We start from the raw sequence: 639 nt of genomic DNA on the forward strand, positions 1-639 counted from the left end.
TCTTAATACAATCGACCATATTCATCGGACACCTCCCATGAACCAATTTCCGGAAAGCATGGCTCCACACCGCCCCATGTTAGTCCAAGCGTTGGCTTGGGCAGTCTGATGCCCTTCATCGCCACCACTCCAGCACTTCATATCTCGCTTGGCCCGAGAGACAGCAAGAGAGAGCCACGCACTATATCTTTGCTTTAATTCAAAGCGAGACATTCCCCACTTACACCTCCCTAAAGACGCAACAATATCTTTAGCCTTCCGAACATCGGAATTTAATTTTTCACACTCTCCCCCATCCCCACATCCTTGCTTGGCAGCACTATCGCTGCGCAACCCGAAAAGAGCCGTCCCAGCTCCAATGCCACTAGCAGCAGTTGCAGCACCAGAATTAGTCCCTGCCATACCACCTGAAGCAACCTCAGCGCACGCTACAGCACCGTACCTTGCACAATATGCATCAACAGTAGTGGCTTGCAATCCGAACGGATCAACGAATGAAGTCGGATTCCCCCCGACATAGGCATAAACAGTTCGCCCTGACGTGGGTCGTCGTACCCAGCGGCGTTTTTCCTTGATGCGGCAAGGGCTTAGCTGTGCTGCGGCCATTGAGGCGGGTTCCCCGGTTCGCAAAATTTCCTT

Annotated in this window: 1 protein-coding gene; it reads right to left on the reverse strand. The window is 52.4% G+C overall.

The features are described 5' to 3' along the window. Positions 1–21: 21 nt before the first annotated feature. A complete protein-coding gene (locus EBB59_RS14605; RefSeq protein ID WP_122102599.1) occupies positions 22–606 on the reverse strand; it encodes a hypothetical protein in 585 nt (194 codons plus the stop codon). Between the last annotated feature and the right edge of the window lie 33 nt (positions 607–639).

It is taken from the genome of Solilutibacter pythonis (assembly GCF_003697345.1).
GTDB classification, from domain to species: Bacteria; Pseudomonadota; Gammaproteobacteria; order Xanthomonadales; family Xanthomonadaceae; genus Solilutibacter; species Solilutibacter pythonis.